Source organism: uncultured Roseobacter sp. (genome assembly GCF_947495275.1).
In the GTDB taxonomy this organism is placed as follows: Bacteria; Pseudomonadota; Alphaproteobacteria; order Rhodobacterales; family Rhodobacteraceae; genus Roseobacter.
Map to the genome: position 1 here is coordinate 281,102 of NZ_CANLYL010000001.1, position 25,550 is coordinate 306,651.

At 59.0% G+C, this 25,550-nt stretch carries 29 protein-coding genes and 1 tRNA gene; 19 read left to right on the forward strand and 11 right to left on the reverse strand.

Annotated features, from left to right (window positions below; genetic code table 11):
• Positions 1 to 31: 31 nt before the first annotated feature.
• A complete protein-coding gene (locus tag Q0802_RS01315; protein ID WP_298912440.1) occupies positions 32 to 1,444 on the forward strand; it encodes a protein adenylyltransferase SelO in 1,413 nt (470 codons plus the stop codon).
• A 3-nt stretch (positions 1,445 to 1,447) separates the two neighbouring features.
• Here the strand turns inward: Q0802_RS01315 and Q0802_RS01320 are convergent, their stop codons facing one another.
• Positions 1,448 to 2,335 carry a DMT family transporter gene (locus Q0802_RS01320; protein ID WP_298912443.1) on the reverse strand — a complete coding sequence of 296 codons (888 nt, stop codon included), beginning with the start codon at positions 2,333 to 2,335 and terminating at the stop codon, positions 1,448 to 1,450.
• A 160-nt stretch (positions 2,336 to 2,495) separates the two neighbouring features.
• Between Q0802_RS01320 and Q0802_RS01325 the strand changes: the two genes are divergently transcribed.
• Complete coding sequence (locus Q0802_RS01325; RefSeq protein ID WP_298912446.1) at positions 2,496 to 3,317, forward strand: tellurite resistance TerB family protein; 822 nt, start codon at positions 2,496 to 2,498, stop codon at positions 3,315 to 3,317.
• Positions 3,318 to 3,365: 48 nt separating this feature from the next.
• On the opposite strand, the gene Q0802_RS01330 is transcribed toward Q0802_RS01325, so the two are convergent.
• A complete protein-coding gene (locus Q0802_RS01330; RefSeq protein ID WP_298912449.1) occupies positions 3,366 to 4,679 on the reverse strand; it encodes a DEAD/DEAH box helicase in 1,314 nt (437 codons plus the stop codon).
• Between the two features lie 343 nt (positions 4,680 to 5,022).
• Here Q0802_RS01330 and Q0802_RS01335 point away from each other — a divergent pair, with 343 nt between their 5' ends.
• The 5 genes from Q0802_RS01335 (at position 5,023) to Q0802_RS01355 (ending at position 8,778) form a co-directional block, all read left to right on the forward strand.
• Positions 5,023 to 5,436, forward strand: a complete 414-nt coding sequence (locus Q0802_RS01335; RefSeq protein WP_298912455.1) for a Fur family transcriptional regulator — start codon at positions 5,023 to 5,025, stop codon at positions 5,434 to 5,436.
• A gap of 2 nt (positions 5,437 to 5,438) precedes the next feature.
• Positions 5,439 to 5,996, forward strand: a complete 558-nt coding sequence (locus Q0802_RS01340) for a chloramphenicol phosphotransferase (RefSeq protein WP_298912458.1) — start codon at positions 5,439 to 5,441, stop codon at positions 5,994 to 5,996.
• A gap of 61 nt (positions 5,997 to 6,057) precedes the next feature.
• A complete protein-coding gene (locus Q0802_RS01345; protein ID WP_298912461.1) occupies positions 6,058 to 6,930 on the forward strand; it encodes a DMT family transporter in 873 nt (290 codons plus the stop codon).
• Between the two features lie 61 nt (positions 6,931 to 6,991).
• Positions 6,992 to 8,266 carry a phosphopyruvate hydratase gene (eno, locus tag Q0802_RS01350; protein ID WP_298912462.1) on the forward strand — a complete coding sequence of 425 codons (1,275 nt, stop codon included), beginning with the start codon at positions 6,992 to 6,994 and terminating at the stop codon, positions 8,264 to 8,266.
• Entirely contained in the window at positions 8,266 to 8,778 is a 513-nt protein-coding gene (locus Q0802_RS01355) for a GNAT family N-acetyltransferase (RefSeq protein ID WP_298912465.1), read from the forward strand. The genes eno and Q0802_RS01355 overlap by 1 nt, the downstream gene beginning before the upstream one ends.
• Here the strand turns inward: Q0802_RS01355 and Q0802_RS01360 are convergent.
• Positions 8,768 to 9,847 (reverse strand): FAD-dependent oxidoreductase, encoded by a 1,080-nt coding sequence (locus tag Q0802_RS01360; protein WP_298912468.1) that lies wholly within the window; start codon positions 9,845 to 9,847, stop codon positions 8,768 to 8,770. The genes Q0802_RS01355 and Q0802_RS01360 overlap by 11 nt on opposite strands.
• Positions 9,848 to 9,893: 46 nt before the next feature.
• On the opposite strand from Q0802_RS01360, the gene Q0802_RS01365 reads away from it, so the two are divergent.
• On the forward strand, positions 9,894 to 10,316 hold the full coding sequence (locus Q0802_RS01365; RefSeq protein ID WP_298912471.1) for a cupin domain-containing protein: 423 nt from the start codon (positions 9,894 to 9,896) through the stop codon (positions 10,314 to 10,316).
• A 9-nt stretch (positions 10,317 to 10,325) separates the two neighbouring features.
• On the opposite strand, the gene Q0802_RS01370 is transcribed toward Q0802_RS01365, so the two are convergent.
• Positions 10,326 to 11,450, reverse strand: a complete 1,125-nt coding sequence (locus Q0802_RS01370) for an anhydro-N-acetylmuramic acid kinase (RefSeq protein WP_298912474.1) — start codon at positions 11,448 to 11,450, stop codon at positions 10,326 to 10,328.
• A 64-nt stretch (positions 11,451 to 11,514) separates the two neighbouring features.
• Between Q0802_RS01370 and tyrS the strand changes: the two genes are divergently transcribed.
• Positions 11,515 to 12,765: a tyrosine--tRNA ligase gene (gene tyrS / locus Q0802_RS01375; protein WP_298912477.1), complete on the forward strand. Its 1,251-nt coding sequence runs from the start codon at positions 11,515 to 11,517 to the stop codon at positions 12,763 to 12,765.
• Here tyrS and Q0802_RS01380 read toward each other — a convergent pair.
• The gene (locus Q0802_RS01380; RefSeq protein ID WP_298912479.1) at positions 12,762 to 12,893 is read right to left on the reverse strand and encodes a hypothetical protein; all 132 of its coding nucleotides are present in this window, start codon (positions 12,891 to 12,893) and stop codon (positions 12,762 to 12,764) included. The two genes, tyrS and Q0802_RS01380, sit on opposite strands and share 4 nt — an antisense overlap.
• Positions 12,894 to 12,930: 37 nt before the next feature.
• Between Q0802_RS01380 and Q0802_RS01385 the strand changes: the two genes are divergently transcribed.
• Together Q0802_RS01385 and Q0802_RS01390 are read left to right on the forward strand one after the other, a co-directional pair.
• Positions 12,931 to 13,824, forward strand: a complete 894-nt coding sequence (locus Q0802_RS01385) for a GNAT family N-acetyltransferase (protein WP_366523289.1) — start codon at positions 12,931 to 12,933, stop codon at positions 13,822 to 13,824.
• Positions 13,825 to 13,879: 55 nt separating this feature from the next.
• Positions 13,880 to 14,635 (forward strand): SDR family NAD(P)-dependent oxidoreductase, encoded by a 756-nt coding sequence (locus Q0802_RS01390; protein ID WP_298912482.1) that lies wholly within the window; start codon positions 13,880 to 13,882, stop codon positions 14,633 to 14,635.
• Between the two features lie 2 nt (positions 14,636 to 14,637).
• Here Q0802_RS01390 and Q0802_RS01395 read toward each other — a convergent pair whose 3' ends face one another.
• The 3 genes from Q0802_RS01395 to bamE form a co-directional block, all read right to left on the reverse strand.
• Positions 14,638 to 16,446 (reverse strand): ATP-binding cassette domain-containing protein, encoded by a 1,809-nt coding sequence (locus Q0802_RS01395; protein WP_298912485.1) that lies wholly within the window; start codon positions 16,444 to 16,446, stop codon positions 14,638 to 14,640.
• A gap of 82 nt (positions 16,447 to 16,528) precedes the next feature.
• Entirely contained in the window at positions 16,529 to 17,254 is a 726-nt protein-coding gene (locus Q0802_RS01400; RefSeq protein WP_298912487.1) for a GNAT family N-acyltransferase, read from the reverse strand.
• A gap of 71 nt (positions 17,255 to 17,325) precedes the next feature.
• Positions 17,326 to 17,808: an outer membrane protein assembly factor BamE gene (bamE, locus tag Q0802_RS01405; RefSeq protein ID WP_298912490.1), complete on the reverse strand. Its 483-nt coding sequence runs from the start codon at positions 17,806 to 17,808 to the stop codon at positions 17,326 to 17,328.
• Positions 17,809 to 17,895: 87 nt separating this feature from the next.
• On the opposite strand from bamE, the gene Q0802_RS01410 reads away from it, so the two are divergent.
• From Q0802_RS01410 to Q0802_RS01445, 8 genes are all read left to right on the forward strand, one after another.
• Positions 17,896 to 18,459, forward strand: coding sequence for a DUF177 domain-containing protein (locus Q0802_RS01410; RefSeq protein WP_298912493.1), 564 nt, complete (start codon positions 17,896 to 17,898; stop codon positions 18,457 to 18,459).
• A gap of 186 nt (positions 18,460 to 18,645) precedes the next feature.
• Complete coding sequence (gene rpmF, locus Q0802_RS01415) at positions 18,646 to 18,852, forward strand: 50S ribosomal protein L32 (protein ID WP_195820411.1); 207 nt, start codon at positions 18,646 to 18,648, stop codon at positions 18,850 to 18,852.
• Positions 18,853 to 18,898: 46 nt separating this feature from the next.
• Positions 18,899 to 19,972 carry a phosphate acyltransferase PlsX gene (plsX, locus tag Q0802_RS01420; RefSeq protein ID WP_298912504.1) on the forward strand — a complete coding sequence of 358 codons (1,074 nt, stop codon included), beginning with the start codon at positions 18,899 to 18,901 and terminating at the stop codon, positions 19,970 to 19,972.
• A complete protein-coding gene (locus Q0802_RS01425; RefSeq protein WP_298912508.1) occupies positions 19,969 to 20,940 on the forward strand; it encodes a beta-ketoacyl-ACP synthase III in 972 nt (323 codons plus the stop codon). Before plsX ends, Q0802_RS01425 begins: the two co-directional genes overlap by 4 nt.
• A 95-nt stretch (positions 20,941 to 21,035) precedes the next feature.
• Positions 21,036 to 21,338 carry an integration host factor subunit alpha gene (gene ihfA, locus Q0802_RS01430; protein ID WP_159979738.1) on the forward strand — a complete coding sequence of 101 codons (303 nt, stop codon included), beginning with the start codon at positions 21,036 to 21,038 and terminating at the stop codon, positions 21,336 to 21,338.
• 4 nt (positions 21,339 to 21,342) lie between these two features.
• Positions 21,343 to 22,548 (forward strand): MerR family transcriptional regulator, encoded by a 1,206-nt coding sequence (locus tag Q0802_RS01435; RefSeq protein WP_298912511.1) that lies wholly within the window; start codon positions 21,343 to 21,345, stop codon positions 22,546 to 22,548.
• Positions 22,549 to 22,605: 57 nt separating this feature from the next.
• Positions 22,606 to 22,682: transfer RNA gene (locus Q0802_RS01440), tRNA-Pro, on the forward strand.
• Between the two features lie 66 nt (positions 22,683 to 22,748).
• Positions 22,749 to 23,825, forward strand: a complete 1,077-nt coding sequence (locus tag Q0802_RS01445; protein ID WP_298912513.1) for a 2'-deoxycytidine 5'-triphosphate deaminase — start codon at positions 22,749 to 22,751, stop codon at positions 23,823 to 23,825.
• Between the two features lie 3 nt (positions 23,826 to 23,828).
• Here Q0802_RS01445 and Q0802_RS01450 read toward each other — a convergent pair whose 3' ends face one another.
• From Q0802_RS01450 to Q0802_RS01460, 3 genes are all read right to left on the reverse strand, one after another.
• A complete protein-coding gene (locus tag Q0802_RS01450; RefSeq protein ID WP_298912515.1) occupies positions 23,829 to 24,026 on the reverse strand; it encodes a hypothetical protein in 198 nt (65 codons plus the stop codon).
• Positions 24,027 to 24,098: 72 nt separating this feature from the next.
• Complete coding sequence (gene scpB / locus Q0802_RS01455; protein ID WP_298913538.1) at positions 24,099 to 24,704, reverse strand: SMC-Scp complex subunit ScpB; 606 nt, start codon at positions 24,702 to 24,704, stop codon at positions 24,099 to 24,101.
• Positions 24,705 to 24,754: 50 nt separating this feature from the next.
• A complete protein-coding gene (locus tag Q0802_RS01460; RefSeq protein WP_298912517.1) occupies positions 24,755 to 25,546 on the reverse strand; it encodes a ScpA family protein in 792 nt (263 codons plus the stop codon).
• Positions 25,547 to 25,550: the final 4 nt, after the last annotated feature.

Below are 25,550 nucleotides of genomic sequence, written 5' to 3' on the forward strand. Positions count from 1 at the left end.
GTGCACCCGTTGAAATCCCTATATCGGGTGAATGACCTTCTCTGCGCCCTTTGACAACAGTTACGCCCGGCTGCCTGAGGCTTTCTACACACGGTTGAACCCGACGGAGGTGCCCGCACCCAAACTGGTCGCCTACAATGAGGAGCTGGGGCGGTTACTTGGCATCACCGATGCAACCGAAGAGGACCGCGTCGCCGTTTTTTCCGGCGCGACCGTGCCGCCTGGTGCCACACCGCTGGCGCAATTATACGCGGGCCATCAGTTTGGCAGCTTTAACCCGCAACTTGGAGACGGGCGCGCAATATTGCTGGGGGAAGTGGTTGGCACCGACGGTCTCCGCCGCGATGTCCAATTAAAAGGATCCGGCCCGACGCCCTATTCCCGCATGGGAGATGGTCGTGCCTGGCTGGGGCCGGTCCTGCGCGAATACGTCGTGTCCGAAGCAATGCATGCTCTGGGCATTCCGACAACCCGCGCACTTGCCGCCACCCTGACCGGCGAGGACGTCATCCGCGAGACGGTTCTGCCGGGCGCGGTCTTTACGCGCGTTGCCGCCAGCCACCTGCGTGTGGGCACCTTTCAGGTTTTTGCCCATCGCGGCCAGAAATCCGAACTCAGGCAACTGACTGAGTATGCGATCCATCGGCACTACCCCGATGCGACAGGTCCCATGGGGTTGTTGCGCGCCGTTAGCGCAGCACAGGCTGATCTGATTGCGGCATGGATGTCCGTTGGTTTCATCCACGGGGTCATGAATACCGATAACTGCACGATTTCTGGCGAAACCATCGACTATGGTCCTTGCGCGTTTCTGGATGAATATCATGCCGATACCGTGTTCAGCTCGATTGATCAGATGGGGCGCTACGCCTATTCAAATCAGCCGCGTATCGTCGTCTGGAACATGGCGCAATTTGCCACATCGCTCCTGCAACAATATGACGATCCATCAACCATGGTCGATGAAGCGACAGAAATCGTGCACGCCATGCCCGGCCAGATCGAAGAGGCGTGGCGCAAGCGGTTTGGTGCCAAGATCGGGCTTAAGGAACCTGAGCCTGAGGACATGGGCCTGCTGGAGGATCTGCTTGCGCTCATGCAGAAGGACGGTGCGGATTTCACCAACACGTTCGATGCGCTTGCGCGTGGCAATGCCCGCGACCAGTTTGTTGACCGCGATGCCTTTGATGCGTGGCATCTGAGATGGCGCGCGCGCCTCAAGGACGCCACCGAAGCCGAAAAAACCATGCGGGCTGCCTCCCCTCGGATCATCCCGCGTAACCACCGGATCGAGGAAATGATCGCAGCGGCTGTGGCCGGCGACTACGCGCCTTTTCACCGCTTGTTGCAGGCCGTGTCCGACCCCTATGACACAACCGACACCGAACTGATGCGCGCACCGAGCAAGGCACAGAGGGTTGCCGCAACCTTTTGCGGGACGTGATTTTCAGCCGTTTCCGGGTTTTCGGTTGATCAGGTAGATACCCGCGGCGACCAGACATAGGGCAATCCAGACCTTTGGACCCACATCTTCGCCGAGGATCAACCACCCCAGAATCACCGCAAATACCGGCGACAGGAAGCTGAACGAGGCGACCGAAGAGGCCGGATAAATCGACAGCAGCCAAAACCATGCCAGAAACCCCAGGCTCGCCACAGCGATGATCTGAAATAGCAGGCCCGCGACATGGACGGGCTGCAGATCGCGCACAAAATCACCCGCGAACAAAGATGCAAACAGCAACAAGGGGGCAGAGATTGCGACCTGAAACATCAATTGCTGCGCGGGCGGCACGTCCTTGAGGGGCGTGGCTTTGACACAAAGGGCGATCCCCGCCCAGCAAATTGCGGCGGTAAGTGCCAGAACATCTCCTTTTGTACTGGCTGTCACATCGCTGCGGTCAAGCAAGGCCAGGGCAACGCCGCCCATGGCCATCACAAGCCCGATGCTGCGCAAACCACTCATGCGATCTGACGGCAATAGAAAATGCCCGATGAGCGCCAGCCAGACAGGCATGGAATAGAAAATAACCGATGCCCGGCTAACGGTCGTGAAATCCAGGGCTGTGAAAAGGCACATGAATTCAAGCGCAAAGAGCGTACCACTGACAATGCCTGCGGGAATGGCCGCGCGCGGTACGGAAAAGCTGACCCCACGCATCTTCATCCAGATGAGCAAGATAACGACCGCGCCGGCAGAACGAAGACCAGCGGCAAAGACCGGCCCAAAACCACCATTGGTCCATTTGATGACCACTTGATTGAACGCCAGATGCAAGGCGAAGGCGATCAGTGCGGTCGCTCCGAAAGCGTCGATGTGTGATTTTCGTTCCATATCTCAGATGGCGTCGGCCCTTGGGAATTGTCAATTGTGCGGCCTTCTGGCAGCAGGCCCTTCGCAGCAAAAAGGTGCCGTTGAAAAATAATTCCCCTTACGCGCCCCCAAAATGATGCCAGACTGCCCCCTATCAATTGATCAGGTGGGGATTTTCGAAATGAGTTTGATGAAGACATTGGCAAAGGTAGCCATCGGCGTTGCCGTTGCGAAAGGCGCGCAAAGCATGATGAAGGGCGGCGGTGGCGGTCTGGGTGGCATGGTACGCGATGCCGCAGGCCGTGCGGGCAGCGGACGTTCCTTTGGCGGCCAGCATTCAGCTGGCGGCGGCAGCGATCTGCAAGACATGTTGGGCGGTTTGCTGGGCGGAAAATCGGGAGCGCGGTCCGCTGGCGGCATGCCCGGTGGGCTTGGGGGGCTGCTCGAAGGGCTGGCCGGTGGCAAAGGCGGTGGGCTGCAGGATATGCTGTCGGGTCTTGCCGGTGGCGCCGGTGCGGGTGGATTGCTCGGCGCATTGGCCGGGCAGGCACAACGCCGCCCGCAAACCAGCAAGGGCAGTTTCGGCGAAGTGCTGAATTCGTCGTTTGATGCAACCCCCGAACCGGAGATCGAACCCAGCGCAGATCAGGAAGCCGCCGCAGCTTTGATGTTGCGCGCGATGATCCAGGCGGCCAAGTCGGATGGCAAGCTTGATGACGCGGAACGTGAGAAACTGCTGGGGCAGTTGGGCGACGATGTCGATGCGGAAGAAGCCGCGTTTGTGCAAAAAGAACTCGGCGCGCCCGTCGATGTGGATGGGCTTGTCGCACAGGTTCCGCGCGGAATGGAACAACAGGTCTACGCGGTCTCCGTTCTCGGCATCAACCTCGACAATCAGTCAGAGGCGGAATACCTGCACAAACTGGCCAAGGGTCTGGGGTTGGATGCCCAATCGGTGAACGGCATCCACGATCAACTGGGCGTCCCTTCGCTTTACACCTGATCCAGGAAGGCGGGGCACAGACCCCGCCTTTTGACCGCCTTCCACAGGTCAGGCAGCGCGCTGACCTCCACCGGGTTTGCCACCACCCCGGCGACGGCGTCGTCCGCCACCCGGCTTTTTGCCCTGCGGCGGCTGGCTTGCATTGGTGTTGCCGGAACCCTGCGGGCGACCACCGCGTCCTCTGCCCCGGCCCCGCCCTTTGGGCTTGGCTCCTTCGGGGATATCCACGGCTTCCCATGGGCGTCCTGACCCCACCGGAATGCTGATGCCCATCGTCTTTTGAATGGCCTTCAATTCACCCATCTCGTCGGGCGCACAGAAAGCAATGGCCGCGCCATCCTTGCCCGCCCGTGCGGTGCGGCCAATCCGGTGTACATAATTGTCCGGGACGTTCGGCAGGTCATAGTTGTAGACGTGTTTCACATCCGGAATATCGAGACCGCGTGCCGCGACATCCGTGGCCACCAGCACCTTGATCTCACCCGATTTGAAGGCCGCAATCGCACGATCCCGCTGCCCCTGGCTTTTGTTACCGTGGATTGATCCGGCCGCATAGCCAGCCTTGACCAGCGTCTTCATCAGCTTTTCCGAGCCGTGCTTCGTCCGGCCAAAGACGAGCGCGCGTTCTTCGCGGTGCTTGTCCAGCATCTCGATCAGCAGACCGGCTTTTTCCGATTTCGCGATAAAGTGTACTTCCTGCGTGACCTTGTCGGCGGCCTTACCCGGAGGCGAGACTTCCACGCGAATGGGGCTGCGCAGATAGCTTTGCGCCAATTCGTTCATCTGTTTGGGCATGGTGGCAGAGAAGAGCATCGTCTGCCGCTCCTTCGGGATCACATTCGCGATCTTGCGCAGGTCGTGGATGAACCCCATGTCGAGCATCTGGTCGGCTTCGTCCAGCACCAGAAACACCGCCTCATCCAGACGGACGGCGCGCCTGTCCATCAGGTCAAGCAATCGACCCGGTGTGGCAACCAGCAGATCAACTCCGCGCTCAAGTCTTTTGATCTGGTTATTGATCGACTGGCCACCGACAACCATCGCCACCTTGATCGGCGTGTTTTCAGCAAAGGCACGCAGGTTCACGCTGATCTGGGTGGCCAGCTCGCGCGTCGGCGCCAGCACGAGACCGCGCACGGATTTCGGCGCAGGTCGCCCATCCAGTTCCAGCATCTGTGCCACCAGCGGCACGCCAAAGGCCGCCGTTTTACCGGTACCCGTCTGCGCCAGACCCATCACATCGCGCCCGTTCAGCGCATAAGGAATGGCCTGTTTCTGGATCGGTGTCGGATCCTTCAGACCCATCGCTTTCAGACGTGCCACCAGCTTGGCAGGCAGGTCCATCATATCAAAATCGCTCATTCAGTTCTTTCCAGCGCACCGGACCGGCACGCACATAATCTTTGCCATGCCCGCTCGGACACCGCTTGGGACACACAGAACGGATCGCAAGCGAGGCCATATGCCCACACCTGTCCGCTGCGCTTGGACCCACGCGTGATTTTGGGAACATCGGCGGGCCTTTGAATTTGGCGCATCTGACGGGGATCATCCCGGGCGCTCATGACTGCTCACGCGGCAGAAGGCTTCGCTTGTCAGGCACATGGGGGTTTACGGGCCAGAAGTCAACAGCCACCGCAAATCGCGTCTGGCAGCGCCTAGTGAATCCCGTTAAACCTGCAAGCCACGGTTCAAGGGTCTTGGCATGAACAATTCGATCATCAAACGCTGTGAGGACAAAGGCCTGCGCATGACCGGGCAACGGCGCGTCATCGCTCAGGTGCTCGAAGACAGCGCGGATCATCCTGATGTCGAGGAGCTTTATGCAAGAGCCTCGGCAATTGATGCCGGTATCTCTATTGCAACGGTCTACCGCACGGTAAAACTCTTTGAGGAAGCCCGCATTCTGGACAAGCTGGAATTCGGCGACGGGCGTGCGCGCTACGAAGATGCCGAGCGCGATCACCATGACCACCTCATTGACATGAACTCCGGCGAGGTCATTGAATTCGTCGACGCCGAAATCGAGGCGCTGCAAGACCGGATCGCCAAAAAACTGGGTTATGAACTGCGCGGCCACCGGCTTGAGCTCTACGGCGTACCGCTCAAAAAGGAATAACCGTGCCGCCGGGCAAGATCATTTTGCTGCATGGCCCCTCCAGCAGCGGCAAATCCACCCTGGCCCGCGCGCTGCAAAGCACAATCGACGCGCCCTTCTGGCACTACTCCATTGACCACATCAAAGACGCAGGCGTCCTGCCGTCGGCGCGCATTCAATCCGGCGAATTTAATTGGTCAAGTTTACGCCCCGCTTTCCTAAGCGCCTTCGCGCACTCGGTTGGCGTCATCATGGCGGAAGGCAACAATCTGATTCTAGAGCATATTCTCGATCAACATGTCGATGTCCCGCAATTACGCCAGACGCTTGTGGACCAAGATCTGTTTTTCGTCGGCCTCCACTGCCCGCTTGATGTGCTGCAAGCCCGCGAAATCGCCCGCGGAGATCGCTTCAAAGGCTCGGCAGCAGTGGATTTTCAGACCGTGCATGCCGGAATGACCTATGATTTCATCGTGGATTCCACAGCTCCCGCCGCGCAATCGGCCAACCAGTTGATTGCAGCCTGGCACAAACGCTCGGGACGCTCGGCCTTTTTCGACCATCCGGATAAAATCCCGTAGGCACATGGACTTCGCCCGGCCCACGCCCTAGACCCGCTTCAAAGGCACGGCAGGAAACCCCATGGAAAATTTACGCGGCGCGGCCCTGATGGTCTTCGCCATGCTCGGCTTCGCAGTCGAAGACATGTTGATCAAGTTCATGGCCGTTGCCCTGCCCGTGGGTCAGATCATCGGGATGTTGGGCGTTGGCAGTGCGATACTCGCGGCAGGCATCCTGATCATGCAAGGCCAGCCGCTTTTTACCCGCAGCATGATGACGCGCGCGATCCTGCTCCGCGCTATTGGCGAACTCATCGGCACCATCGGTTTTGTAACTGCCATTGCCCTGACCCCTCTGTCGTCAGCTTCGGCCATCTTGCAAGCGACGCCTCTCTTTGTAACCCTGGGGGCTGCCCTTTTTCTGCAAGAAGCCGTCGGCTGGCGACGCTGGTCCGCTATTCTGGTCGGGTTCCTTGGCGTCTTGCTGATCATCCGCCCGGGCACAGAGAGCTTCAGCTGGCTGTCTCTGTTTGCCTTGCAGGGCGTCATCGGTCTGGGCATCCGCGATCTTGCCACCCGGCGCGTGCCCAAAGAAACATCCACGATGCAATTGAGTTTCCTGGCTTTTCTTGTGCTGATCCCAGCCGCGGCCCTGCTGATCTGGTTCAACGGGACAACTCTGGTGCCGCTGTCGCCGTCCAATTGGGTTTACTACACGATTGCCCTGCTGATCGGCATGATCGCCTACTACGGGATCGTGGCCGCGATGCGCATCGGCGAGGTCAGTTTTGTCACGCCTTTTCGCTATTCACGCATCATTTTCGCCCTCATTGTGGGTGTCTTTGTCTTTGATGAAAACCCCGACACGATGACCTTGCTTGGTGCGTCGGTCATCGTTGCGTCGGGCCTCTACACACTTTGGCGGGAAAGGAATGTTCGCGCTAACAGCGCCTAAGGGTTTCCATGTGCGGCGCATCCCGCTATGACGCGATCAACAGTGATCAAAGGAGCCTGCCATGAGCACCATTATCGACATCCACGCCCGTGAAATCCTTGACAGCCGGGGAAACCCGACGGTGGAGGTCGATGTGATCCTAGAAGATGGCACCATGGGCCGCGCTGCGGTGCCGTCCGGCGCATCGACAGGGGCCTATGAGGCCGTAGAACGGCGCGACGGCGACAAATCCCGGTACATGGGCAAAGGCGTGTTGGAAGCCTGCGCTGCGGTGAATGGCGAGATCGCCGAAGCGCTTGTGGGCATCGATGCCACCGAACAGGTCGATATCGACACAACCATGATCGAACTCGACGGCACCGACAACAAGGGACGACTGGGGGCCAACGCCATTCTCGGTGTTTCCATGGCCGCCGCGAAGGCAGCGGCAGATTTTTGCGCTCAGCCACTCTACCGTTATGTTGGTGGCACCTCGGCGCGGGTCTTGCCGGTACCAATGATGAACATCATCAACGGGGGTGAACACGCCGACAACCCCATCGACATTCAGGAATTCATGATCATGCCGGTCGCTGCGGACAATATCCGCGAGGCCGTTCGCATGGGCTCCGAAGTGTTTCACACACTCAAGAAAGAGCTCTCTGCGGCGGGTCTTTCCACCGGGATCGGCGACGAAGGCGGCTTTGCCCCCAACATTAACTCCACACGGGATGCGCTTGATTTCATTTTGAAATCCGTTGAGAAAGCCGGATATAAGCCGGGCGATGACATCTACCTGGCCATGGATTGCGCGGCGACCGAATACTATAAAGACGGCCAATATGTTTTGGCGGGCGAGGGCAAAACGCTTTCGTCGGAAGAAAACGTCGACTACCTCACAGCATTGGTCAACGACTACCCCATCATTTCCATTGAAGATGGGATGTCCGAAGACGACTGGGACGGCTGGAAGGCGCTGACACAGGCACTCGGCGATCGCGTGCAGCTTGTGGGCGACGATCTTTTTGTGACCAACCCAGCACGGTTGGCCATGGGCATTGAACGCGGATCGGCCAATTCAATGCTGGTCAAGGTCAATCAAATCGGCAGCTTGACCGAAACGCTCAAAGCCGTGGATATGGCACACCGCGCGGGTTTCACGAATGTCATGTCGCACCGCTCCGGCGAGACAGAGGATGCCACCATCGCCGATCTGGCGGTCGCAACAAACTGCGGGCAAATCAAAACCGGATCACTGGCACGGTCAGATCGGCTTGCCAAATACAACCAATTGATCCGCATCGAAGAAGCATTGGGCGAAACGGCTGAATACGCCGGGCGCACCATTCTGCGCTAATGGCTGGTATTTCGATCCGCGCGGCAGACATGCCGCGCGACCTACCCGCCGTGCAATCCTTGTGTTGGGCCTACCGCGACTATCTGCTCAATTTTAACCCCAACATGCGCAAACTGGCGAGCGTCTTTTACCCCGAAGACGCCTATCGGACGCTGATGGCCGACCTGCCCGTGAAACATGCCCGACCCAAAGGCATTATCTTTCTGGCAGAACGCGATAGCGTGCCGGTGGGATGTGGCATGAGCCACCCGCTGAACGGCTCTGATACCGAGATAAAGCGCGTTTTCGTAACAGATGCAGCCCGTGGATCGGGTGCCGGGAAAATGGTCTCGCAGGCCTTGATAGACCAGGCCCGGGCCGATGGATATGCGCGTATCTTGCTGGATACAAACAAAGAATTTGAAGGTGCGCGCAAACTCTATGAGAAACTGGGATTTGTCGAACGGGGCCCTTATTCCGAATTGCCGCCGGGTACAGAGGCGTCTTTGGTATTTTATGAATTCATTCTGTGAAGCGCTGCGGTCGGTAGGGCGACAAGAGGCGCGTCCGCTCACCTGAGAGGCCGACGCCCATAATCTCCGCTGTTGCCAGTTCTGCTACCAGCGGTGCCAATGTGGCACCGGAATGCATCGTCACCGCATAGAGACCTTGTGGTCCGCAGGGTCCAATGACTGGCAATCCATCCTCTGGCATGGGTCTTTCTGCCATACTCACACGCTCCCAACGGAATGCGCGATCCAGCATCTTTTGCACACGGAGCGCGGCGCGATCTGCCAGAACATCGGGTGTTTCAGCAATGCGGTCCGCGTCATCTGCCTGATGGTTGGCGGCCGTTGGTGCCAGAAGATATCCCTCCGGCGTCTGGCGCAATTCCTGATCCGGGGCAGCCAATACATGATACAAAAGCGGCGGTAACACCTCCGAGCGCAGGATCAAACCGGGCCTGTGCAACATCGGGACCGGGACATCCACGTTCTGCAACAGCGCCTGCGTGCCAACCCCTGCCGAGACAACAACCTGATCTGCCTGCAGGTCGCCCGCACCTGTCCTGACACCGACAATTTCACCGTTCCCGACGATCAGATCCGTCGCGCGGACACCTGAAATCAGTTTTGCACCATTGGCGGTCGCCGCGCATAAAGCGTCCCCGGTCAGCGCCACCAGATCGACAACGGCCTCTTCTTCAAAGAGCAATGCGCGTTCCGGTGGGACAACATGGGGCTCCAGTGTGGCGAACTCTGTCGCGTTGACCGCCCGTACTGAATAACCCAATTCCTTCAGAGTGTTATACTGTGCATCAAATCTACCGCCCTTCTCTTCCCAGACCAGCGCACCGGGCCAGCCAATTGCGCGGGTGCCCAGATCGCGCAGGAGCCGCCTGTGCGCGTTAATGCCCGCAAAGCGCAAACGGAAATGATCTTCGTTGAGGAAAAAATTGGCATTGATCCACCCAAACGATGCGCCCGAAGCGGCGGATGCAGGTTGGCCCGCTTCCAGCAAGGTAACGTCGGCTCCTGCCTCCGCCAGCCGGTAGGACATCAGCGCGCCCATGATCCCGGCCCCAATGACGATGATTTTCACACAAGTCTCCCTTGGCCCGCCCCACCACGCAGATTAACCTGCCCCCATGACAGCACAGGAGATCATCGCCCGCCTTAATCTTTCACCCCATCCCGAGGGCGGTCACTATCGTCAGACCTGGGGTGCCGAAGGGCCCGGACGCCCAAGCGGGACATGCATTTATTTCCTGCTCGCCGCGGGTGAGACCAGCCATTGGCATCGGGTGGATGCCACGGAAATCTGGCTCTATCACGCGGGCGCGCCGCTCATCCTTTCCATGAGTGCGGATGACGCGGGGCCCGCAACAGACCACTTGCTTGGGCCGGACCTGACGAAGGGCGCGCCGCAAATCATCGTTCCAGCCCATCATTGGCAAGCGGCGCGCAGTACCGGCGATTATACGCTGGTCAGTTGCACCGTTTCGCCCGGGTTTCAGTTTGAGGGGTTTGAACTCGCACCGCCCGGTTTTGACATTCCGCGTGCCCCGTGACGGGTGCGGTTATACGGCGATGTCCGTGGCTGATGGTGAACTCACGATGCCCCCGCCAACGGCTGCTCTGACACCGGTGGTACCGGGGCAGGATGTGGGCAACCCGCGCGCTACCCGTACGGCCAGATAGGCAAAAGCCTGTGCTTCAAGCATATCGCCATCAAGACCCACCGCTTCAACGGCGCGCACCGGGCAATCAAGTGACACCGCCAACATTTCCATCAATACCGGATTATGCCGCCCGCCACCCGTGACCAGAACCTGTTCGGGTGGCTTCGGGCAATGCTGAATCCCCTCCGCCACCCCTGCGGCGCACATGGCTGTCAAAGTTGCCGCCGCATCCGCGTCCTGCAACTCGGCAACCAAGGCGATCATTTCCGAAAAATCATTCCGGTCCAGTGACTTGGGCGGAATACGGGAAAAGTAGGGCTCCGCCAGAAAAAGCTCCAAAGCGCCCTGTTCAACTGTGCCGCGCCGCGCGATCTGGCCATCCTCATCAAAGGCGATGCCCAGCCGGGTTTGCAACAAATCGTTCAGCGGCGCATTGGCCGGGCCTGTGTCAAACGCCAGAAGCGCCCCGTCCTCTTCCGCCCGTTGGAACGTGGGGTTCACGTATGTCAGATTGCCAACCCCACCGAGATTAAGAAAAACCAGGGGGTCTGTGGCACCGATGTGCCGGGCACAGGCAAAATGGAAAAACGGTGCCAGCGGCGCGCCTTCGCCACCAAGCTCAACGTCACTGCTGCGAAAATCCCAGACAACCGGGCGCCCCAAAGCTTGCGACAACCACGCGCCATCCCCCACCTGCAATGTGCCTTTTGTGCGCGGCGCATGGGCAAGGGTCTGACCGTGAAACCCCACCAGATCATAGTCATCGAATTGCTCGAAAAGGGCCAGATGCGCCTGCTCGACAACATCCGTTGCCGCGTCGACCGCATCGCCGGACCATTGCCCCAGAGCCCCACGCAGGACGTTCTGCTCTGTGGGCGAATAGGGCCGGTAAGACGATGGGCCAAATCCGTCGATGTCCACCCCGTCCGTGCGCAGAATGGCCGCATCCACCCCGTCAAGTGAGGTGCCGCTCATCGCGCCCAAGGCCGTCACGATGCCGGTTTTTTCAATGGCCCTTTTCAAAGCCTTTTCCTTTGTCTGCTCACCGCCTATAGAGTGGGCGCAATTCAAGCCGAGAGCAAGCAAGATGACCTACCACCCGAAATCAGATTTTGTCGCTGTGATGATGGAGCGCGGCTTTCTCGCGGACTGCACCGATTATCAAGGGCTGGATGAGGCGCTGCTCAAAGGTGGGCGCGCGGGGTATATCGGTTTTGATGCGACGGCGAAATCCCTGCACGTGGGATCGCTCATTCAAATCATGATGTTGCGCTGGTTGCAGAAAACAGGCGGCAAGCCGATCACATTGATGGGCGGCGGCACCACCAAAGTGGGCGATCCGTCCTTTCGCGCCGATGAACGCCCCTTGCTGGACGCGCAGGCCATCGACGACAATATCGCCGGCATCAAACGGGTGTTTTCGGCATATCTGACCTACGGTGACGGACCTTCCGACGCGATGATGATCAACAACGCCGAATGGCTGGATGATCTCAACTACCTTGATTTCCTGCGCGACATCGGACGCCATTTCTCGATCAACCGGATGCTCAGTTTCGAGAGTGTAAAATCGCGACTTGATCGCGAACAGTCGCTGTCGTTTCTGGAGTTCAACTACATGATCTTGCAGGCCTATGATTTCATGGAGCTGCATCGACGCTACGGCTGCATCCTGCAGATGGGCGGCTCGGACCAATGGGGCAATATCGTCAACGGGATCGACCTGACGCGCCGGGTGATTGATGGCGAGGTCTACGGTCTGACCTCGCCGCTGCTGACCACATCTGATGGCAAGAAAATGGGCAAATCCCAGTCGGGTGCTGTCTGGCTGAACGGCGACATGCTGTCGCCTTATGAGTTCTGGCAGTTCTGGCGCAACACCACCGATGCGGATGTCGGGCGGTTTCTGAAGCTCTATTCCGAATTACCCGTTGATGAATGTGACCGGCTGGGTGCGCTGGAAGGCGCTGAGATCAATGAAGCCAAGGTGCGGCTCGCCAATGAGGTGACCACGCTTTTGCACGGTGCCGAGGCGGCGGCAGCGGCGGAGGCCACGGCGCGCGAAGTCTTTGAAAAGGGTGGCGTCGGGGATGACCTGCCCACACTGACGCTTTCGGAAAGTGATCTGGGCGACGGCATATCCGTTGTGCAACTGTTCGTGAAATCAGGGCTTGCGGGCTCCGGCAAGGAGGCCAAACGTCTGATTGCCGAAAACGGCGCGCGTCTGGATGACCAGCCGCTGACCAATGCCGGGCTGATGATCGACGCAAACGCGCTTTCAAGCCCGATCAAATTGAGCGCCGGCAAAAAACGCCACGCGTTGGTGCAACTGGGCTAGAACCAGAGCCACTCAACCAACGTCAGAACCGCGAAAACCGGGATCGACATGCCTGTGGCGATCAGAAATGCGGCGGTTTTGGTCAGGCGGGGAGCGGGGGCGGATATGCCTTGGACAGTTTTTTTCATGACGCGATTAACCACGAATTAGGTTTCAAGGGCGTTAATGCAGGTCATGTTTGATGCCGCCCCGATCGCCCCCGACATCCCCTTGCAACAGAGCCCGGAGTTTGAGCGTGCGCTGGCCGCAACTCGGACACCGCATCTGCGCACGGCGGATGGAACGCTCATCCTGCAAAGAAGTTTTGGCCGGGTGATGGTGCATATGATGACGCGCCCGCGCGCGGATCTGCCGGATGACATTCGACAAACCGCCCGTGCCATTGGAACAAAAAGCCCGGTCATCATCGCGCCCGATCAACCGATGCTACTTCAACGCATCGGCGCGCTGCCCTTGGTGAGCCCCGCGACCCAAGCTTCGCTTGATCTGTCGCCGGACTTGCAGGATTTACGCAAGAACCTGCATCAGAAATGGCGCAACCGGTTGAAGCATGGGGAAAAACAGCGCTTGCGTGTGACGCGTCAAAACATGCCCGATGATCCCAATCACTGGTTTTTTCAGGCAGAGGCGCGCCAACAACTCAAGCGCCGGTATCGCAATTGGCCGCTGGCGCTGACCCTGGCCTACGGGCGCGAAAACCGCAGTCATGCCAAGCTTTTCACTGCTTTTTGGGGAAAGGAGCCCCTGGCGGCCATTCTGATCCTGCGGCACGGAAATTCCGCGCATTATCATATGGGTCACAGCAAACCGGCCGGGCGGATCGCTTCTGCGCACACGCTGCTGCTGTGGACGGCGATCTCTTGGGCGAAGTCAAAAGGCCTTGCGCAGCTTGATCTGGGGTTGATCGACACCGAGGACGGACAGGGGCTCGCGCGGTTCAAGTTAGGCACCGGGGCGCAGATTAACCGGCTGGGTGGCACATGGCTCTGGTGGTCGCCGATAACGCGCCTGCTCCGACCTCTTGCCCGTCTGGACCGTGCTCTGATGGAGAATGGCTAGACAGTCACACCTTCCCGTGATTAACTGAACAAGTGTTCAGATCAGGAGAGTTTCCATGCAACTTGCAGACACCGCGGCCATTATCACTGGCGGCGCTTCCGGTCTTGGCGAAGCGACCGCGCGCCATTTCGCCGCGCAAGGCGCTCAGGTAACCCTTCTGGATCGGGACGTGGATCGCGGCACATCGGTTGCCGCAGAAATTGGCGGGCATTTCGCCGAAACCGATGTCACGGATGAAGCGTCCGTCAAGGCAGCCATTGAACTGGCCACGGAGAAAATGGGCCGGATCACTGCCGCTGTGAATTGCGCCGGTATCGCGGATGCCATCAAGACCGTCGGGCGGGACGGGCCGCATCCGCTCAGCGCCTTCCAGCGCACAATCGACATCAATCTGGTCGGCACATTCAACGTCGCCCGTCTGGCCGCCGAGGCCATGCAGCAGAACACACCGGAACCCGATGGCGCGCGCGGCGTGATCATAAACACCGCCTCCATCGCGGCCTTCGACGGGCAAAAGGGTCAGGCGGCCTATGCGGCCTCCAAAGGAGGCGTCGTAGGGCTATGCCTGCCCATGGCGCGCGATCTGGCGAAACTGGGGATCCGGGTGATGACCATTGCGCCGGGCATTTTCATGACGCCGATGCTGGCCAGCCTAGGTGAAGACATACAGGCGCAACTGGCCGCAGATGTGCCCTGCCCGCCGCGATTAGGCGATCCTTCTGAATATGCCGCTTTGGCGGGGTTCATCGTTCAGGCGGGATACCTGAACGGCGAGGTCATCCGTATCGACGGCGCGCTCAGGATGCGCTGAGATCAGGCGGAAGCTTTTTCTTCCAACAGCAACCATTCCTCTTCTGCCGCCGACAATTTCGCTTGTCTTTCGACCAATGCATCCGTCGCTTTCTGAAACTTCACCGGATTTTCGGAAAAGAGGTTCGGGTCGCTCAAAAGCACTTCCAATTTTGCAATTTCAGCCTCAAGCCGTTCCAGTTCCGCTGGCAGGGCTTCGAGACGGTGCTTTTCAGTAAAGCTCAGCCCGGATTTGGCCGCCGCTTTGGGCTTTTCCTGCCCTTGAGCCTGCCTGGATTTCACCACGCTTTGCGCAAAATCATCCTGACCGCGCTGGTCGATATAGTCGCTCCAGCCGCCGGCGTAGACCGTCGCCTTGCCGTCGCCTTCCATCGCGATGGTTGTCGCGGCCACGCGGTCCAGAAAATCGCGGTCGTGGCTGACCAGCAGGACGGTCCCGTCATAGGTGCCCAAAAGCTCCTGCATCAGGTCAAGCGTTTCCACGTCAAGATCATTTGTCGGCTCATCCAGCACCAGCAGGTTGCTGGGCCGCGCCATGATCTTGGCCAGCAGCAGCCGCGCTTTTTCACCCCCAGACAAGGCACGCACCGGCGCGCGGGCCTGCGCCTCATCAAAGAGAAACTCCTTGAGATATCCGACCACATGTTTGGGCGCGCCGCGCACCATGATCTGATCCGCCTTGCCGGAGACGCGCATGTCCGGATCGCCCGTCAGATTGTCCCAGAGGCTCATGTCCGGATCGATCTGTGCGCGGGCCTGATCAAAAAGCGCAATGTCGAGATTTGTGCCCAGCTTGACGGTGCCGCTGTCCGGAGTTTCCCGCCCGATCAGCATGTTCAGCAGGGTCGTTTTCCCCACACCATTGGGACCAACCAGCGCGATGCGGTCGCCGCGCTGAACGGTCAGGGAGAAAGGTTTCAGGATGGTGTTTTGCGCAAATGCCTTGGTGATGGCCGTGGCTTCAATCACCTTGCGGCCTGATTTTGGCCCCGCATCCAGCGCCATCGCCGCAGTGCCTTGCCGCCTGATCTGCGCGGCGCGTTCGGCACGCAGATCCTGCAAGGCGCGCACCCGGCCCTGATTACGCTTGCGTCTGGCGGAAATCCCTTCGACGGCCCAGCGGGCTTCGGCCTTGATTTTGCGATTGAGCTTGTGCCGCTGGGTGTCCTCCTCTTCCCAGACCTGATCCCGCCAGGCCTCGAAATCGGCAAACCCTTTTTCCTGCCGACGCACGGCACCGCGATCCACCCAGAGTGTCGCCCGCGTCAGCGCGCGTAAAAATGCCCGGTCGTGACTGATGAGAATATAGCCCTTGCGGCTGTGCCGCAGTTCGTTTTCAAGCCAGGCGATGGCTTCGATGTCCAGATGGTTTGTGGGCTCATCCAGCAACATCAGATCAGGGCTGCCTGCCATCAACCGGGCCAGAGCCGCCCGCCGTCGTTCGCCGCCACTGGCGGTTTCAACCGGGCGCGCGGGGTCGAACTTGAGACCCTCGCCTGCCCGCTCAACCAGATACATCTCGGACGCTTCCAGACCGTGCGCGGCAAATTCGCCCAATGTCGCGAAGCCGGATAGATCAGGGTCCTGCTCCATATAGCCCACGGAAATGCCCGGCCCGGCGATCACGTCACCTTTATCCGGTTCAACCAGCCCGGCCATCACCTTCATCAAGGTGGATTTGCCGGAGCCGTTGCGGCCGACCAGCGCCACACGGTCGCCGGGCTGCACCACAAGGCTGAGGTCCTCAAAGACAGGATCGCCGCCAAAGGTCAGGGATATTTCGTTCAGTTGCAAAAGAGGAACACGGGCCATGCCTGCCAGCTATGCCGCAAGGCGACGAAGGTCAACGCATCAAACATCCCAAGCGTGCAAATAGGGCGAAAGAAACTGCGATCTACGCGATCGCGCGCAACAGGCGTTTTCGGGTCGCTGGAATTGCCCCGATTTCAACCCCTGTGAAGACATGCAGCGTGTTCATCTGCCGGTCCACCACCGCGTGATCACTCACCCAGCCGCCCATCATCAGGTACGTCCGCAGCAAGGGTGGCATATGCGCCATCGCTTTTCTGAAGTCAGGTTTGCGCCGCAGCCGAGCGGCAAATCGGAAGACATCCGGCGCCTTGACTCGCGGGAGCCAGCGTTTCGGCGCCAGATGACGGGCTTTCAGCATCGCGAAGGCATCCAGATACTCTGCGGTCTCCGTCCCCGGGAACGAGGAGCAACCAAAGAGCAGCTGCACATCGTTTTCATCAACATATGCGGTCACCGCGGCCCAGGCGATCCGCAAGATATCCGGGTCGCGGTAATTCGGGTGAATACAGAACCTCCCCATCTCCACCATGCGCCCCTCAAAGGCCTCAAGCGCAGAGAGCTCATAATACTGGGCTGAATAGCTGCCAGATACCTTGGTCCCGGACAGATCCAGCATCCGAAAGGTACAGACCAAAGCATCGTCTTTTGTATCAACCACCAAAAAATGGGCGCACCTGCCGTCAAAGGCATCAACATCCCGTGACACCTGCAGCCCAAAGCAGGTTGCGCGAAACGCCTGCGCCCTGGCCAGTTCTTCTGGCGTTGATGCGACCCGCGCCTTATAGCGGCCCTTTGTCAAAGCGATCATAGCGACCTCCGCCGGTTCAGCTTTTGCTGACCGTCTCATATCGCACAATTCTTAAACGCCTTGTGACAGTCTTAAAGGCCCAAATCGCCACCACCGGGCGTAAAGCGTCCGATGTTGCCGATGAGTTGCCGCAGGAAGGTCTTGTCGCGCACACCGGAATCGGTGACACGCCGCGCAAGCGGAACAACCTGACCACGTTCTAACCCGAATGTTTCGATGTTGCTGACCACGCCGCCATCATCGAAGGTGATGGCAACGACTTTGCGCTCAACAACTTCCGGCTCCAGCATCGCAAAGGTGCGCACGCGACTGCGCACGAAATACATGCTGCTGTCATTGATCACCGAACCGGACGCCGCGGACCCCAATGTTTCCTCGACGCTTGCGCGCGTGTCGATCCCGACCACGATCTGCTCAAGGTCCTCAGGTGGCGGAACATACCCGTGATCCCTGAAACGCCCGCTGCATGCCGAAAGGGCAAGACAAACCAGAACAACGACACCCCATCGCGCGGTCTTTTGCGTCGGGCTGAAACCCGCGTTGGTGATGTGCATACAAACTGCCCTCTTGCCCTTGTGCATCTTGGCTTTTATCTCGCTTACACCAAGGAAGGGCCTCGGTTCAAGAAACGAAAGCGTAAGATGTCAAAGCAAATTCCACCCTCCCCAAGCGCCCTTCGCGTAGCCGAACTGAAGCAGAACAGCGCCACAGGCTTTGCAATGCGCCCGGATTCCGCCGAATTAAAGAGGCTTGCGGGCGAGTTGGACCTGCTGGGATTGCGCAAACTTTCCTTTTCCGGGGAGGTGGTGGCTCAGGGCAGCGTCGACTGGCGCCTGAACGGTGTTTTGGGGGCCACGGTTATCCAGCCGTGTAGTGTGACGCTCGAACCCGTCACAACCCGAATTGACGTGCCCGTCGAACGCATATTCATCAAGGATTACGTTGAAGACGACGCGCCCGAGGTGGAAATGTCTCAGGATGACACGATCGAACCCTTGGGGCATTGGATTGACCCCGATCAGATCATGAGGGAGGCTCTGGTGCTTGCACTGCCACTTTATCCACGCAGCGACGGTGCTGACGCAGGGGAATTGGTCTACACAAAACCTGGGCTGACGCCGATGCGCGACGAGGATGCCCGTCCCTTCGCCGGTTTGGCCGCCCTGCGCGAGCAGCTTGACGATACGGACAAAAGCGAAACGTAACCCGAAGTCGAAAAACTGCTTGCAACACGTAATTTTAACAGTATTTTGCGCCGCTCACCCAATTAGGGTTGGACAAGGGCGCATGCAGCGCCTAAACGCACGTCACACCCGATCTGTGGGAAAAGAATAGAAACTCGGCCCCGCACGCAATTGTGCCTGGCCCCGAACGACAAAAGGCCCAAGACAATGGCTGTTCAACAGAACAAAGTCTCCAAATCGCGCCGCAACAATCGCCGTGCGCATGATTCTCTGGTTGCGGCAAACCCCAACGAATGCACCAACTGTGGTGAGCTGAAACGCCCCCATCACGTCTGTGCTGCCTGTGGCCATTATGACGACAAAGAAGTCGTGGCTCTCACAGAAGAGATTGATCTGGAAGACGACGCGGCCTAAACCTGTCCCTTAAATAATAAGGGCAGAGTTTGGGGGCAGTCGCACTATGACGGCGCAGACCGATCAGGTAAACGCGAAGGCCAGACGCATCATTATTTCTGTAGATGCGATGGGCGGGGACGAAGGCCCCGCCGCTGTGGTTGCAGGCTGTGATGTTTCTGCACGCAAGAACCCCGACATCCAATTCATCCTGCATGGGCCGGAAGCTGAACTCTCCAGCCTTGTTGACCGCAAACGCGCGCTCACCGGTCGGGTCGAGATTCGCGATGCAGCGGGCGTCGTCACGATGGATGACAAACCCAGCCACATCGTGCGCAATGGCAAGGAAACTTCCATGTGGTCCGCCATCGAAGCGGTCCGCGACGGATCGGCCACCGTCGCCGTTTCCTGCGGCAATACGGGTGCATTGATGGCGTTGTCCATGATCCGGCTGCGCAAACTTCCAGGTGTCAACAGACCTGCAATTGCAGTGCTTTACCCCTCGTCGAACCCACAAGGCTTCAATGTCATGCTGGATGTGGGCGCGGATGTGCGCGCCGATGCGGATGACCTGCTGCGCTATGCCTTGATGGGGATGTCTTATGCCCGCAACGGGCTTGACCTGCCCCGGCCGCGCGTGGGCCTTCTGAATGTCGGTACCGAAGAGCACAAGGGCCGGACCGAGCTCAAGGAAGCCTACGAGTTGATTCGGGATCAACAGGAGGTCGCGGGTTTTGAATTCGCAGGCTTCGTCGAAGGTGGCGATATTACCGGCGATATCTGTGATGTGATCGTCACCGATGGTTTCACCGGCAATGTGGCCATCAAGACCGGCGAAGGCACCGCGAGCCTGATCGGCGACCGCCTGCGCGAAGCCTTCAAGTTCTCGCCGCTGTCGCGCCTGGCCTCGTTGCTGGCCTATACCTCGCTGAACCGTTTGAAAAAGAAGATCGACCCGCGCCGCGTCAATGGCGGCGTGTTTTTGGGATTGAACGGTACCGTCGTCAAATCCCATGGATCCGCGGACGCCACAGGCGTTTCTGCCGCGATCAAGCTTGCAGCGCAGCTGGCAGATATTAAGTTTACGGATAAGTTGGCCGCCCGTGTGGCCGCCCTGCCCGCTGAGGAGAGCGAAACATGACCCTGCGTGCAGTTGTCAAAGGTGTTGGTCACTATTTACCCGAACGTGTCGTGCCCAATACGGAATTCGAGGCCACACTCGACACCAATGACGAATGGATCAAAGCCCGCTCCGGGATAGAACGTCGGCATTTTGCAGCAGAGGGCGAAACAACCTCTTCCATGGCGAGTGCGGCAGCCCGCGCGGCGCTGAAAGATGCGGGCTTGGAGCCATCGGACATCGACGCAATCGTGCTTGCAACCTCTACGGCTGATCTGACCTTTCCATCCGCCGCCACAATGGTTCAGGCCGAGCTGGGCATGGAAAATGGGTTTGCCTTCGACGTTCAGGCGGTCTGCGCCGGTTTCATCTATGCGCTGAGCAACGCCAATGCGCTGATCCTATCGGGACAGGCCAAACGCGTTCTCGTGATCGGCGCGGAAACCTTCAGCCGAATCATGGATTGGACGGATCGTTCAACCTGTGTGCTCTTTGGTGATGGCGCCGGAGCGCTTGTGATGGAAGCCAGCGAACAGGATGGCACGGCGCAGGATCGCGGTATCCTGGCCACTGACCTGAACTCCGACGGTCGCCACAAGGAACTGCTGTACGTAGACGGAGGCGTGTCCACCGGCACAACCGGCTATCTGCGCATGCAGGGCAATCAGGTGTTCCGCCACGCCGTGGAAAAACTTGCTTCGACAGCGACAAAGGCCATGGAACGCGCAGGGATTACCCCCGAGGACGTCGACTGGATTGTCCCGCATCAGGCCAATATCCGCATCATTCAGGGCACGGCCAAAAAACTGGGGCTGCCCATGGAAAATGTCGTGGTGACCGTTCAGGATCATGGCAATACCTCGGCTGCATCGATTCCTCTAGCGCTTTCCGTGGGGCGCGCGCGGGGGCAAATCAAGGATGGCGATCTGATCGTGACCGAGGCCATTGGTGGCGGTCTGGCATGGGGCGCGGTTGTGTTGCGCTGGTAACGCGGAAAAACTGCTCAAACCGCAAGCCCCAAGTCATTGATATTGACTCTGAAAATCCCTCTCCCCTATGGTTGCTGAAAACTCAGGGGGACAACATGGCCGAAAAGACTTTGACACGAATGGATCTGAGCGAGGCGGTGTTCCGGGAGGTTGGCCTGTCCCGCAATGAAAGCGCGCAGCTTGTCGAATCCGTTTTGGAACATCTCTCTGACGCGCTGGTGCGCGGCGAGCAGGTCAAGATTTCGTCTTTCGGGACATTCTCGGTGCGTGACAAATCTGCCCGTATTGGTCGCAACCCCAAGACAGGTGAGGAAGTTCCTATCAATCCGCGCAGGGTGCTGACTTTCCGCCCCTCACACCTGATGAAAGATCGCGTGGCCGACGGGAACAAGTCCTGATCTGATGGCAAAATCGCCCGATGCTTTTCGCACGATCTCGGAAGTCGCAGACTGGCTGGGCGTGCAAGCGCATGTTTTGCGCTTCTGGGAGAGCAAATTCAGCCAAGTCAAACCGATCAAACGCGCTGGCGGTCGGCGGTATTACCGCCCGGCGGATATGCTGCTGCTGGGAGGTATCAAGAAGCTGTTGCATGACGATGGGCTAACCATCAAAGGTGTTCAAAAAATACTTCGTGAACAAGGGATTAGCCATGTGGCTGATCACAGTCAGGCGCTTGATGATCTGACCATGGCCGTCATCGAGGGGCAGGCCTCTGAAACGGCGTCGGCACCGGATTCATTCGAGGACGTTGACGTCGCCGCGGCAGTTGATGATCCCCCATCGGAACCCGAACCAACGCCGGTTGCTGATGCGCCGCAAGAAAGCGCTGTGGCGGAAGAGGATTCGGAGGAGATCGAGGCCCCAACGCCAGAAACGCAAGCCGATGTCACTGCTTTGAAGGAGGAGGACGAAGAGGCTCCCGAACCCGAAACTTCAGAGCCGGAGCCCGTTGAGGAGCAGATCGAAGAGATCGCTGCGGCCGAAAGCGACGCTCCAGACATGACCCCGGACGTCGCGACTGACGTTGCCGAGGATACCGCGGAGATTGCTGAACCGGAGGAGGCAGTCAACGCCAAAGACGATGCTGCACATCCAATTGCATCTGACGCCTCCGTCGAGGCTGTCGACGAAACGCCCCCCTCCATTGAGAGTACTCCTGACGAACCGGAAGAATGCAGCGATGCCCCGCTGCCGGAAGGAAACGATACGCTGCCGAGCTTCCTGAGGCGCCCCTTGACGGATCCCATACCGGAACCGGAAGCCGAGGATCAGGCAGAGGACGAAGCTGAACCGGTGGCCGCCGCGGCGGATGACGCAACCGAGGATGCAACTAATGTCGACCTGGCCCCCCTGCCCGATACGCATGAAGACGAAGCACCAGATGACACTCCGGCACCGCAGGAGGCGGCTCCAAAACCGCGAAATATAGACGTCCCACCGCTACCTGTCGAAGCGGATATGCCCGCACAGCCCCGGGCGCTGAGTGCCGTGGCACGGGCACGGGCCCTGGCACCGGAAAAGCAGACCGCCGCCAAACCTCTCTTGGCTCAGCTGATCCGCCTGCGTGCCAGCATGACCAATCCCCGCAAAGATATCAGCAAAGACTGAGGCGATGGCAATTCTCTCTTGCCACAGCCCTCAGATCGGGTATGTAGCCCCTCAAGTCGGGCTATGGCGCAGCCTGGTAGCGCGTCCGTCTGGGGGACGGAAGGTCGCAGGTTCGAGTCCTGCTAGCCCGACCAACATCCGACATATGCAAAGTTCCCGCGCACAGCCCGCGCGGGCCTTTGCATTTTAAGGAGCATCAAATGAGCGGTGTGCTGCCAAACCAACAGATCAGCCAGATGATTGCTGATAATAAGATCGCCGCAACCCGCGCTGTCAGTGACGCTCAAATCCAGCCTGCCAGCCTTGATCTGCGTTTGGGAACAACCGCTTACCGTGTGCGTGCGTCGTTTCTGGCGGGCCATGGAGAACGCGTTTCCGACCGTTTGAAAGAGTTTGAAATGCACCGCGTCGATCTCTCTGATGGGGCGGTGCTGGAAAAGGGCTGCGTCTATGTTGTCCCCTTGATGGAATCGCTGGCTCTGCCGGAGAATGTCCAGGCCGTCGCCAATGCCAAGAGCTCGACCGGGCGCCTTGATCTTCTGACCCGCACCATCACCGATGGTGGCACCGAGTTTGACCGAATAGCACCGGGGTACTGCGGCCCGCTTTACGCTGAAATCTGTCCGCGCTCTTTTTCCGTTCTGGTACGCCCGGGCATGCGGCTCAACCAGATCCGTTTCGGCGACGGTCAGGCTGTGTTGGATGATACCGAATTGCGGGCTCTGCACGACCACACCCCTTTGGTTGACGGGCCCGCCGTCATTGACGAGGGTCTTGGCTTTTCAGTTGATTTGCGACTGCCCGATACGTCGCTTGTTGGTTACCGCGCCAAACCGCACACCGGGGTGATCGATCTCGACCTGATCAATCACTATGCGCCACGTGACTATTGGGAAGAAGTGCATAGCGACAACGGCCAGATCATTCTGGACCCCGGTGCATTCTACATCCTCGTGAGTCGAGAGGCGGTAACGATCCCGCCCGAATATGCCGCCGAAATGGCGCCGTTTCTGGCCATGGTTGGGGAATTCCGCGTGCATTACGCTGGGTTCTTTGACCCAGGCTTTGGTCATGCTTCGGCGGGCGGCGCCGGATCGCGCGGCGTGCTGGAGGTGCGCTGCCACGAAGCCCCGTTTGTGCTTGAACACGGTCAGGTCGTTGGGCGTCTGGTTTATGAAAAGATGCGCGACGTACCCACGCAGCTCTACGGCAAAGGGATCGCGTCAAATTATCAGGGACAGGGCCTGAAGCTGTCCAAACATTTCAAAACCCGTTGACAGCTATAGCCGGGTCGATCTTTTGACCAGTTTCGCGGACTGACGGGCCTGACGTGTCATCTGCTCCGCCTGCAAGTCTTGCGACGCTTCGCGGGGCTGGGTTTTCCCGATGGACGCGGCCTTCTTGATACCCGCGTTGATACCTTTGTTGATCAGCCGCCGTGTTATCTGGCGCAAGATCATGTTGAGAATTCTGTCCATGTTTCTGCCCTTAGAACTTTGCCTCTGATCGATCATAGCGCAAATTGCGGCAATTTTCAGGGCGCAGTGTGATCAATCTTCAAAGAGCTCGCTCTGACCTTCGCCGCTCTCTTCATCATCGTCGTCCTGTGGTCCCGGCATCAGAGCACTTGGCGGAGGACGGTTTTCAAGCAGCCCCGCGGCCCGAAGCTCTTTGAGCCCCGGAAGATCGCGCGCATTCTCAAGTCCAAAGTGGTCCAGAAACTCCTGTGTGACAACAAAGGTGACCGGCCGGCCCGGCGTCATCTTGCGTCGCCCGAAACGAATCCACTCCATTTCCAACAGCTGATCCACCGTGCCACGGCTGACCGAAACGCCGCGAATTTCTTCAATCTCCGCCCGGGTGACCGGTTGATGATACGCGATGATCGCCAGCGTCTCGATGGCCGCGCGCGACAGTTTACGCGTTTCAACGGTCTCGCGCTGCATGAGGAACCCCAGATCGGAAGCCGTGCGCATGGCCCAGGCATCACCAATCTTGCAAAGGTTCACCCCGCGTCCTTCGTAGCGCTTGCGCAGATGCAGCAATGCTTCGGCGGGGTCTGATCCGTGCGGCATGCGAGAAGCCAGCTCCCGCAGGCTTATGGGTTCAGCGGTCGCAAAGAGAATGGCCTCGACCATCCGCTCCTGCTCGCCCATGGGGGGCGCTTCAAACAGGCTTTCTTCGGTCTCTATCGGAGCATCATCGTTCACTGTGGCGTGTCTCTTTTGCGCAGCTGGAGGGGCGCGAATGTTCCAGATTGGCGAATTTCCAGGTGACCTTCTTTAACAAGCTCCAGCGACGCCGCAAAGGTAGAGGCGGTTGCAGAGCGCCGCCGTACCGGGTCCATCTCCCAGCCTTCGGGCAAATAGCTGGAGATATCCGTCCAATCCCCGGCAAATCCGATCAGACCGCGCATCCGGTCGAGCGCCTGCTCCATGGTAAAGACGGCATCACGATCCATGACAAAGGGGCGAAAATCATCGCGTGTGCGAATGCGCGCATATCCCTGCATCAGATCAAGCAGGGTTGCGGTGTATTGCACTTTGCGCGTGCGGGTCACTTCGTGCGTCTGGCCGCGCGCAAAAAAATCCCGCCCCAGGCGGTCCCTGCCCATCAGACGCGCCGCCGCATCGCGCATCGCCTGCAGGCGTTCGAGCTGAAAGGCCAGATGAGCGGCGAGTTCCTCGCCCGTCGGGCCGTCTTCGGTTGGATCGGGCGGCAGCAGCAAGCGCGATTTCAGAAACGCCAGCCATGCCGCCATCACAAGATAATCCGCGGCCAATTCCAGCCGCAACGCTTTTGCGCGCTCTACGAAGGCCAGGTACTGTTTGGCCAGCGCCAGAACGGAAATTTTTCGCAGATCAACTTTTTGGGTCCGGCTGAGCGTCAACAGCAGATCCAGCGGGCCCTCAAACCCATCGACATCCACAATCAGGGCTTCGGCTGCGAGCCGGTCTGCCACCGATATCGTGTCTTCTTCAAACGGGACTTCAGCCATGCCT

Bases quoted from the DNA above. Each gene is read 5' to 3' on its own strand.
- Q0802_RS01450 (WP_298912515.1), bottom strand. From the start codon at position 24,026: ATGGACAGAATTCTCAACATGATCTTGCGCCAGATAACACGGCGGCTG.
- Q0802_RS01400 (WP_298912487.1), bottom strand. From the start codon at position 17,254: ATGATCGCTTTGACAAAGGGCCGCTATAAGGCGCGGGTCGCATCAACG.
- Q0802_RS01355 (WP_298912465.1), top strand. From the start codon at position 8,266: ATGGCTGGTATTTCGATCCGCGCGGCAGACATGCCGCGCGACCTACCC.
- scpB (WP_298913538.1), bottom strand. From the start codon at position 24,704: ATGGGCGAGCAGGAGCGGATGGTCGAGGCCATTCTCTTTGCGACCGCT.
- Q0802_RS01425 (WP_298912508.1), top strand. From the start codon at position 19,969: ATGACCCTGCGTGCAGTTGTCAAAGGTGTTGGTCACTATTTACCCGAA.
- Q0802_RS01320 (WP_298912443.1), bottom strand. From the start codon at position 2,335: ATGGAACGAAAATCACACATCGACGCTTTCGGAGCGACCGCACTGATC.
- plsX (WP_298912504.1), top strand. From the start codon at position 18,899: ATGACGGCGCAGACCGATCAGGTAAACGCGAAGGCCAGACGCATCATT.
- Q0802_RS01380 (WP_298912479.1), bottom strand. From the start codon at position 12,893: ATGAAAAAAACTGTCCAAGGCATATCCGCCCCCGCTCCCCGCCTGACC.
- Q0802_RS01335 (WP_298912455.1), top strand. From the start codon at position 5,023: ATGAACAATTCGATCATCAAACGCTGTGAGGACAAAGGCCTGCGCATG.
- Q0802_RS01345 (WP_298912461.1), top strand. From the start codon at position 6,058: ATGGAAAATTTACGCGGCGCGGCCCTGATGGTCTTCGCCATGCTCGGC.
- Q0802_RS01435 (WP_298912511.1), top strand. From the start codon at position 21,343: ATGGCAAAATCGCCCGATGCTTTTCGCACGATCTCGGAAGTCGCAGAC.
- Q0802_RS01460 (WP_298912517.1), bottom strand. From the start codon at position 25,546: ATGGCTGAAGTCCCGTTTGAAGAAGACACGATATCGGTGGCAGACCGG.
- Q0802_RS01390 (WP_298912482.1), top strand. From the start codon at position 13,880: ATGCAACTTGCAGACACCGCGGCCATTATCACTGGCGGCGCTTCCGGT.
- Q0802_RS01325 (WP_298912446.1), top strand. From the start codon at position 2,496: ATGAGTTTGATGAAGACATTGGCAAAGGTAGCCATCGGCGTTGCCGTT.
- Q0802_RS01330 (WP_298912449.1), bottom strand. From the start codon at position 4,679: ATGAGCGATTTTGATATGATGGACCTGCCTGCCAAGCTGGTGGCACGT.
- eno (WP_298912462.1), top strand. From the start codon at position 6,992: ATGAGCACCATTATCGACATCCACGCCCGTGAAATCCTTGACAGCCGG.
- Q0802_RS01315 (WP_298912440.1), top strand. From the start codon at position 32: ATGACCTTCTCTGCGCCCTTTGACAACAGTTACGCCCGGCTGCCTGAG.
- Q0802_RS01365 (WP_298912471.1), top strand. From the start codon at position 9,894: ATGACAGCACAGGAGATCATCGCCCGCCTTAATCTTTCACCCCATCCC.
- Q0802_RS01410 (WP_298912493.1), top strand. From the start codon at position 17,896: ATGTCAAAGCAAATTCCACCCTCCCCAAGCGCCCTTCGCGTAGCCGAA.
- ihfA (WP_159979738.1), top strand. From the start codon at position 21,036: ATGGCCGAAAAGACTTTGACACGAATGGATCTGAGCGAGGCGGTGTTC.
- bamE (WP_298912490.1), bottom strand. From the start codon at position 17,808: ATGCACATCACCAACGCGGGTTTCAGCCCGACGCAAAAGACCGCGCGA.
- rpmF (WP_195820411.1), top strand. From the start codon at position 18,646: ATGGCTGTTCAACAGAACAAAGTCTCCAAATCGCGCCGCAACAATCGC.
- tyrS (WP_298912477.1), top strand. From the start codon at position 11,515: ATGACCTACCACCCGAAATCAGATTTTGTCGCTGTGATGATGGAGCGC.
- Q0802_RS01385 (WP_366523289.1), top strand. From the start codon at position 12,931: ATGCAGGTCATGTTTGATGCCGCCCCGATCGCCCCCGACATCCCCTTG.
- Q0802_RS01395 (WP_298912485.1), bottom strand. From the start codon at position 16,446: ATGGCCCGTGTTCCTCTTTTGCAACTGAACGAAATATCCCTGACCTTT.
- Q0802_RS01445 (WP_298912513.1), top strand. From the start codon at position 22,749: ATGAGCGGTGTGCTGCCAAACCAACAGATCAGCCAGATGATTGCTGAT.